This window comes from Mesorhizobium sp. L2C066B000 (assembly GCF_000502335.1).
GTDB lineage: Bacteria > Pseudomonadota > Alphaproteobacteria > Rhizobiales > Rhizobiaceae > Mesorhizobium.
This window is the reverse complement of sequence record NZ_AYWZ01000040.1, coordinates 1-7809: the sequence shown is the minus strand read 5'-3', so window position 1 is coordinate 7809 and position 7809 is coordinate 1. Positions and strand designations below refer to the sequence as shown.

The window sequence follows — 7809 nt, the reverse complement described above, 5'->3', positions numbered from 1 at the left end:
CATCGAACAGCGGCCGGAGCGCCTCGGACACGTGCTGCTCAAAGCCCACTCGCCGGGCCTGGACCGCTTGCCCGTCTTCCAAGCCGGCGTCCTGCACCTGCGACAAAGCTGTTACACGGGATGGATTACTATTTCGCCGGGTCCACACCAGCCTCACATCAAACTGTATCGTCAAAGTCCTGCGCCAATTCACACAGCGGGTCATCGAGTTGAGATTCGGCGGAGAGCGCCTCCTCTGCTCCCGTCAAGGGCGCCGGCTCCGGGAGGGCGCCTGTCTGGCGTTCAAAGATGCGTTTCAGAATGCGATCCGAGAAATAACGCACCTTCCTCAATTTTAATGGTGGCAGACCTTTGATAAGAACAATCTCGTAGTCGTCATCGAGCAGCCGAACCTGTTCGGGACGCAATAGCGGTGCACCTTGATGTGAATNAAGAACAATCTCGTAGTCGTCATCGAGCAGCCGAACCTGTTCGGGACGCAATAGCGGTGCACCTTGATGTGAATTCTGAATGGTCCAGTCGAACGTTCGCGCCTGGCTGTGGGAAATCGATTTGGCTTCAAACGTGTATTCACCGATGGCCTTGGAAATGTAGTTCGGAGTCTCGTCATCAGCCGTGGCCATGAACACTTGCAGTCCGGTATTGCTGAGAAAATTCTGCTTGCCAGCCTCTCCATAAGCCCCCGTCAGTGCCGAAAGGCTTTGGATGATGAGCATGAAACGCCCCTTGTAGCCCGCGATAGTCGTGATTGCGGTCTCGATCGCCTCCAGCTTACCCAAGTGCTTGAACTCGTCGAGCAGGAAGAGAACCTCGTGCTTTTCATCCCGACGGGCCAGCGACCGCTGCAGAATTGAAACGATTTGCTGAAAAAACAAACGTATCAAAGGCGCGATCACCTCAAGGTCGTTCGGACCAACGCAAAGATAGATGCACGTTCTGCGACGGCGAAGATCATAGACCGAAAAGTCCGAGCGACTTGTGGCCGCCTTTACAGCGGGATCCGCCCATAGGTTGAGCCCGCCATCGCCGAGCACGGAAGTGTAGGAGGTTAGGATTTTCGTATCGTTCCCCGCCATGTCGTCGAAGATGCGTTGTGCCTCTTTGTTCTGGGTCTCCATGGCGAGTCGCGCGAAGAGCTTAAACTTCTCCCCCGGCTGGGCGAAGAGGTCATAGACGGCGCCGATTGTTGGCGTGCCCCGCTCGATGCAGGCAAGGATTCCCGCGACAAAGATATCTCGCGCGCCGCTGACGAACCCTTCCGCGCCCTCCCCCTTGGCCGTAATCAGGTTTGCGGCCAAGCGGCGGGCTTCGGTGAATTGCTGCTGTGGAGGCAACGCTATAAGATCCAACAGCGGATTGTAGCAGTTTGTGCGCCGCTCCGAATCCAGCGGCGCGAATTTAAACACGTCGTCACCTGCGGCTTTGCGCGCCCTCGAGGTGAGCTCAAAGAGCTCCCCCTTGACGTCCAGAGCTATCACCGAGCCTTTGAATGTAAGTAGCGTTGGAATGACTATGCCGACGCCCTTGCCAGCGCGGGTCGGTGCAACGATGAGGCTGTGAGGCTGCTCGCCATTGGTCAGGTAGTAGCCAGGCCAGAAAGGGCCACTTGTCTTCCCAAACACCGGCCCTGTCACGCCGCGGTATCGTCGCAGATATCCCGTGCGTCGCATTTCATCCACTCGAGCCCAACGAGCCGTCCCGTGGTGTTCGAGCTTGCGGCGCAATACGATCTGCTGAATCAGCAAGACGACCGCGGACGTCGAGAGCACGATAGCCGCGCCCCGATAGAAAACGGGGGTTGCGAAACCCAAATAGAAGGGCGTTTCAAACCAAAAGGCACGGACATCAAACGCCATCAGAGCCTCGCCGCTGCCGCCGTGGCGGAAGGTTGCGTAAAGACTTGCCGCACAGAAGCCCACGGCGAGTGAGCACGCGATGCTAATGGCTATGTTGGGGGGCGTCGTTTTTGTTGAAAGCATTGTTCCATTGCCGGATTAGCCGTAGCTAATGCTGCGCGTGCTTCAGAGACCGAACCGGCGTCGCGCGATGTCGCCGCTCGACAGATCGATGCCGCAGTGGGTGGTGCGATGCTTGCAGCGCATCACCCGGCAGACGTGGTTTTTGAAAGTTACACTAAGCAGGTACGTCAACGGCCAGCGAATTGGAAACGGCAAGGCCGTAGACGGAATTCGGGAGAGAAAGCGTCACTGTACCATGGCCGAGACATCAACGGCCGGAGCGATCTCTGCTTCTGGTGGCCTCCATTAGGTCCTCTCGGGCGTGATTGTAGGCTTGGCTTATGGACCGCCCGACTTGAGCACCCCGCTGCAGCTGTTCATAGGAGGTTTGCGGGCCTACTGTATCACGGACTGCAGCCTCAATACCTGCTATGTGGCCGTCCAGATTCGCACTCCGTTCCTCTGCTGCATGCTGCGGCGGCGGCATGTGCGGCAAGATGTCTTGCATGCCGGGAAAAACTGAGTGAGCTTGGGCCTGTTGATTTGCGTCGAACTGGTGATACATGTTGAGAATAGCATTGGATGCCATGTTTCTGACATTGCCATCCGGATCAGAAGAAGCCAATCCAATGGCCTGATCAAGAATGCGAGATTTGTTTTCCTCAGTAAACTTACTGAAGTGTGGCGCAACGTAATAAGTTCCGAGAGCTTGCGACGGCGGATCCATGTTGCCAATGCGATTAACAATAGCATCTTGCAGCCCTGGCGTTAGGTAATTGCCTAGATTACTGGCCGCTCCGACTTTCTGCAATGCTATGTCATCCGTGCTGTACCCCAATTCGGCTGTTAATGTCGCGGCCAGATTGATGGCTGATCGTCCAAGCCGATTGGTCCGCCTTTCAAATCTCGCGAGGTCAGTTTCTGGCCCGGGTTGAGTGCCCCGAACGGCTGTTCGCTCGTGCGTCCCGAGGCCTTTGAAGCCCCCAAGATTTCGCGCTGTATCGCGCGGGTTAGCGGTTACCAGCCGTTCTGCAACATCGCTCAATGGCCCCTCTGGAACGTCACGGAGGCTACTGCTCCCCACGCCTTGAGATGATCTTGCAGCTGCGCGTGCCCGTTTGTTATCGCGATCCATTGCTCGCCTCCAAAGTAGTTATTCTACCCAATGAGGTTACCACCGAAGCTTGACCTGCTAAACCGATATGATGTTACAGTTGTAGTATGGCAAAGGGTTCCCAGCTCTGTGCGTCTGCCAAGTGCCCGTCCAAGCCGAAGAAAATACGATGAAGCTGGCATCAAATGCGATGTGAACTGCCCCGGGCTTTCCGGAGGCCGTTTCGTTTGAGTTACGCGGCTATGGCTGGTTCATCCAACATGGCGTAGTAGCGTTCCTCGGCTTCGCCGGCGGGATGTTGCCGATGGGCTCCAGCAGCCGGCGATTGTTGAAGCAGTCGACCCATTCGAGCGTGGCGAACTCGACGGCCTCGAATGAGCGCCAGGGTCCGCGTCGATGGATCACCTCGGCCTTGTAAAGACCGTTGATCGTTTCGACGAGAGCATTATCGAAAGAGTCGCCGGCACTGCCCACCGAGGGTTCGACGCCGGCCTCCGCCAAGCGCTCGGTGTATCGAATGCTGACGTATTGGGCGGATTCAACCGGTCGTCGCGACACCAAGGGATTGGAGGTGGCAATGACGGTTCACCAACGCGCTTAGATCGGTGCACTCGAAAGAAGCTGGATTCGCCCGGGCGTCCGCCTGCCTGGCAGCGTGAGAATCGCTTCCGGTTCTGGCAAGCTATTGCCTTGGGACATTCGAGCGAGGAGGCCGCACTGGATGCCGGTACATCAACGCCTCTTGGTCCGCGCTGGTTTCGGAGTACAGGAGGGATGCCGCCAACGCATTTGGCGCCGTGGGCGAAGCCGCCTTCGGGGCGATATCTTTCTTTCGGGAGCGCGAGGATATTGCGCTTGAGCTTGCCAAGGGGATCGGCATCCGGGCCATTGCTCGTAAGCTAGGTCGGCCGCCGAGCACAATCTCGCGGGAGGTCAGGCGCAATGCCGCGACGCGTAGCGGCAATCTGGATTACCGGCCAGTGCCGCCCAATGGCACGCCGATCGTGAGTCCCGCCGGCCTCCTGGCAAGCTGGCGGTCAATCCGGCTCTGCGTGAATATGTTGAGGAGCGCTTGGCCGGCAAAGTCACCAACCCCAATGGCGCCTCATTCGAGGGCCCCAAGGTGGGTGTGGAAAAAACGACAGAGCCGGAGGTGGTCGGCAACCTGGAGCCCCGAGCAGATCGCTAAATCGGCTTCAGATCGATTACCCAGAGGATCAAACCATGCGGATCAGCCACGAGACGATCTATCAGTCCTTGTTTCAAGGACGCGGAGCATTGCGCCGAGGACTGACCGCATGTCTGCGTTCAGGCCGAGCGTTGCGCGTACCGCGCGAACGGGCCCGAGTTCGCAACAAGTCCTTCATTGGAGACGCCCTTATAATAAGCGACCGTCCGGCCGAAATTGCCGATCGGGCTGTCCCCGGACATTGGGAAGGCGACCTCATCCTTGGCCTCGGAAGCTAGGCGATCGGTACGCTCGTGGAACGAAGTTCACGCTTCACAATGCGTGCTTCACCTGCCGCGCATGCATGGCTATCAGCAGAGCCTGCGCATCAAGAACGGTCCACCACTTGCCGGCCACGGCGCTGAAGCAGTCCGCAGAGCCATAGCCCGATCCATGGGCAAACTTCCCGAGCAACTGCGTCAGTCGCTGACTTGGGACCATGGAGCGGAAATGGCGCAGCAGCCGACCTGCGCATCGACACCGGGCTCGAGATTTTCTTCTGCGATCCCCAAGCCCGTGGCAGCGAGACTCCAACGAAAACACCAACGGCTTGCTGAGACAGTACTTTCCAAAGGGCACGGATCTCAGTCGGCACACAGCCCGGAACTGGACGCAGTCGCCCATGCTATCAACACAAGACCGCGCAAAACGCTCGGCTGGAAAACACCTGCCGAACTCCTCGACCAACTCCTTGGGGGACAGTATGATGCCGGTGTTGCGACGATCCGGTTGAATCCGCCTTGGCTGCCTCTATCGCTGTGATGGATGTGCCCGCCTCCCTGCAGGGGCCGCCGATCATGGAGAGCCTGTTCCAGGGCATCGAGAACGAAGGCTGCATGCGCCGTCCGGCTCACCCGCCAGCCGACGATCCGACGGGCATACGTGTCGATGACAAAGGCGACATAGACGAAGCCCGTCCAGGTCGCGACGCAGGTGAAGTCGGAGACCCGCAGCATGTTCGGCGCGGAGCAGTGGAACTGGCGGTTGACGCGGTCGAGAGGGCAAGGTGCGGCCTTGTCGCTCACCGTAGTGCGGATCGGCAGACGATGCCTTCGAGGCTCATGGCCTTCATCAAGCGGGCAACCGTGCAGCGGGCGACGTCGAAGCCCTCGCGACGCAACCGCCGCCAGACCTTGCGAACGCCGTAGACGCGGAAGTTCGCCTCAAACCGTCGGACCTCATCCTTCGAGGCTGTGTCCCATCTTGCCCGAGCCGACAGCCGGCAGGGGTCGACGCGCTTGGCGACATGGTCGTGGTAGGTCGACGGGGCGATCGGCAGCACCTTGCAGATCGGCTCAACCCCATGCGCCTTGCGGTGATCGTCGATGAACGCGATCGTGGCCTGAACCGGCGGTCGAGCTTCGCCTGGGCAAAATACGCGGAAGCCTTGCTCTCGTTGGCCTGCGAAGCTCGCGGCTCTCGCGTTCCAGAGCCTTCAGTTTCGTCGCAGCATCCGTGGGAACTCCGGCGCGCACGCCGCAGTCACGCTCGGCTTTCTTGCAGCCGATCTTGGCGGCGATCGATGAAACCGCCGCCCACCGCGACGTATGCTCGCGTTCGTGATCCAGAACCAGCCGCACCGCGGGGGGTCCGGACCTCGGGAGAGAACTTGTTGGTCGCCTTGCTTGTCATGGTTTCACCTTCTCAGGAGTTGGAGCCTCCGATCAACCCGCGGCGGTACACAACAAGGGTCACGGATCAATCTGGGCGGGAACCCTAGAGAATCAGCCCTCAGAGCCTTTGGTAATAGACCGACCCCTCGCACCTGTTTGGGCTGGGTGTACAAGTCAGGTTTTCATCAGGTTGGACGAGTATGTCTGGCAGTAGAGCGCGACCACTTCCGTGCCCGCCCGCTCGTCTGGCAGACACACAAAGGAGAAAGATATGCCGTCAGCTACAAGCAGCGCCATCGTTTCCTGCCGCAGATCATCGCCCATCCGGTCTGGCCCTCCTTCAGGTCCCCTTGAGCCTGTGTCTCGTCGAGGAAATGGCCTGGGAGCGGGATCGTGGTTTCGTATGAGACAATCCGCCGGTGCGGCGACAAATGCGGTCCGCATACGGAGCCATTACGTCGCGGCACTTGATATTGCAGTGCAGCAAAGGTAGAGGGCCGCCCCTTATCGGAGTGTCGTCCATGGCCCTTACCAATGCTGGTAGCGAGGCAGAACCCGTCGAACAATCGAGCCATCCCGAAATCGAACAGGACAGCACCAAGGTGCTGATGCTAGGCGCGCTCGGCGTTGTCTATGGCGATATTGGCACCAGCCCGATCTACGCGTTCCGTGAGGCGCTGGTGGCGTCGTCGGGCGGCAATGTCGCCGAGCGCGGCGATATCCTCGGCGTGCTGTCGCTGATCATCTGGTCGCTGACTATCATCGTCACCATCAAGTACATCATGTTCGTGCTGCGCGCCGATAACGGCGGCGAGGGCGGCGTGCTGTCGCTGATGGCGCTAGCGCGCGGCAGTTTCCCCAAGCGGTCGGCGGTGATCCTGGGCATCGGCATCGTCGGCGCCTCGCTGTTTTTCGGCGACGCGGTCATCACGCCCGCGATTTCGGTGCTGTCGGCGGTCGAGGGTATGAACGTCGTCACGCCGACCTTCCAGCCCTATGTGGTGCCGCTGACACTGGTCATCCTGGCCATGGTGTTCGCGGTGCAGCGCTTTGGCACCGGCGGGGTGGGATTGGTGTTCGGCCCGGTGACCGCCGTATGGTTCCTGGCAATTGGCCTTTCCGGTCTCAACCACATCATCGCCGATCCAGAAATCCTGTGGGCGGTGAGCCCGCACTACATCGTCGCCTTCCTGATCAATTCGCCCGACGTCGCTTTCGTGACCATCGGCGCCATCTTCCTCGCCGTCACCGGCGCCGAAGCACTCTATGCCGATCTCGGCCATTTCGGACGCAAGCCGATCGTGCTGGCCTGGCTGGCGATCGTGTTTCCCTGCCTGCTGCTCAATTATGCCGGGCAAGGCGCCTTCGTGCTGGCCAAGAACGGTCACGTCGGCCATCCATTCTTCGAGATGAACGAAGGCTGGACGCTGATCCCGATGGTGGTATTGGCAACCGCGGCGACGGTCATCGCCAGCCAGGCGGTCATATCGGGCGCCTTCTCGCTGACCAGGCAGGCGGTGCAGCTCAATATGCTGCCGCGCCTCGAAATCCTGCACACGTCGGAACGGCAGTCGGGCCAGATCTACATGCCGCGCGTCAATGTTTTGCTGGCGTTGGCGGTGATGTTGCTGGTCGTCGGTTTCGGCGAATCGAGCAAGCTGGCCTCCGCCTATGGCATCTCGGTGACCGGCAACATGCTGGTGACGACGGTGCTGCTGTTCGTCGTCATGACGCGCATTTGGAAATGGCGCCTGTGGGTGGCGGTGGCGATGACGGCGGTGTTCGCATTCATCGACATCGGCTTCTTTGCCTCCAACATCGTCAAGGTGTTCGAGGGCGGCTGGGCGTCGCTTGCGGTGGCCTTCACCATCGTTCTGGCGATGTGGACCTGGGTGC

The 7809-nt window shown here is 59.6% G+C and carries 4 protein-coding genes, 3 pseudogenes and 1 other annotated feature; of the genes and pseudogenes, 2 read left to right on the top strand and 5 right to left on the bottom strand.

What is annotated here, in order from left to right:
* Positions 1-158: 158 nt before the first annotated feature.
* From virD4 to X733_RS01000000166980, 3 genes and pseudogenes are all read right to left on the bottom strand, one after another.
* Entirely contained in the window at positions 159-1979 is a 1821-nt protein-coding gene (virD4, locus tag X733_RS136685) for a type IV secretion system ATPase VirD4 (RefSeq protein ID WP_023820440.1), read from the bottom strand.
* 247 nt (positions 1980-2226) lie between these two features.
* Complete coding sequence (locus tag X733_RS136690; protein WP_023685161.1) at positions 2227-3093, bottom strand: hypothetical protein; 867 nt, start codon at positions 3091-3093, stop codon at positions 2227-2229.
* Between the two features lie 211 nt (positions 3094-3304).
* Positions 3305-3606: pseudogene (locus X733_RS01000000166980) on the bottom strand (integrase core domain-containing protein); the annotation flags it as partial.
* Positions 3607-3846: 240 nt separating this feature from the next.
* Between X733_RS01000000166980 and X733_RS1000000169210 the strand changes: the two are divergent.
* Positions 3847-5062 (top strand): annotated as a pseudogene (locus tag X733_RS1000000169210) (IS30 family transposase).
* Here X733_RS1000000169210 and X733_RS1000000169205 read toward each other — a convergent pair.
* A pseudogene (locus X733_RS1000000169205) lies at positions 5041-5932 on the bottom strand (IS3 family transposase); the annotation flags it as partial. The pseudogenes X733_RS1000000169210 and X733_RS1000000169205 sit on opposite strands and share 22 nt — an antisense overlap.
* Positions 5565-5681: a sequence feature (AL1L pseudoknot), on the bottom strand. It overlaps the preceding pseudogene by 117 nt.
* 155 nt (positions 5933-6087) lie before the next feature.
* On the bottom strand, positions 6088-6237 hold the full coding sequence (locus X733_RS1000000170025; protein WP_023703136.1) for a hypothetical protein: 150 nt from the start codon (positions 6235-6237) through the stop codon (positions 6088-6090).
* A 197-nt stretch (positions 6238-6434) separates the two neighbouring features.
* On the opposite strand from X733_RS1000000170025, the gene X733_RS136700 reads away from it, so the two are divergent.
* Positions 6435-7809: KUP/HAK/KT family potassium transporter (locus X733_RS136700; RefSeq protein ID WP_023820438.1), on the top strand; the 1375-nt coding region annotated here is incomplete at its 3' end.

Excerpts from the sequence above, each read along its gene's own strand:
- X733_RS136690 (WP_023685161.1), bottom strand. The coding sequence starts at position 3,093 with ATGGATCGCGATAACAAACGGGCACGCGCAGCTGCAAGATCATCTCAA.
- X733_RS1000000170025 (WP_023703136.1), bottom strand. The coding sequence starts at position 6,237 with ATGGGCGATGATCTGCGGCAGGAAACGATGGCGCTGCTTGTAGCTGAC.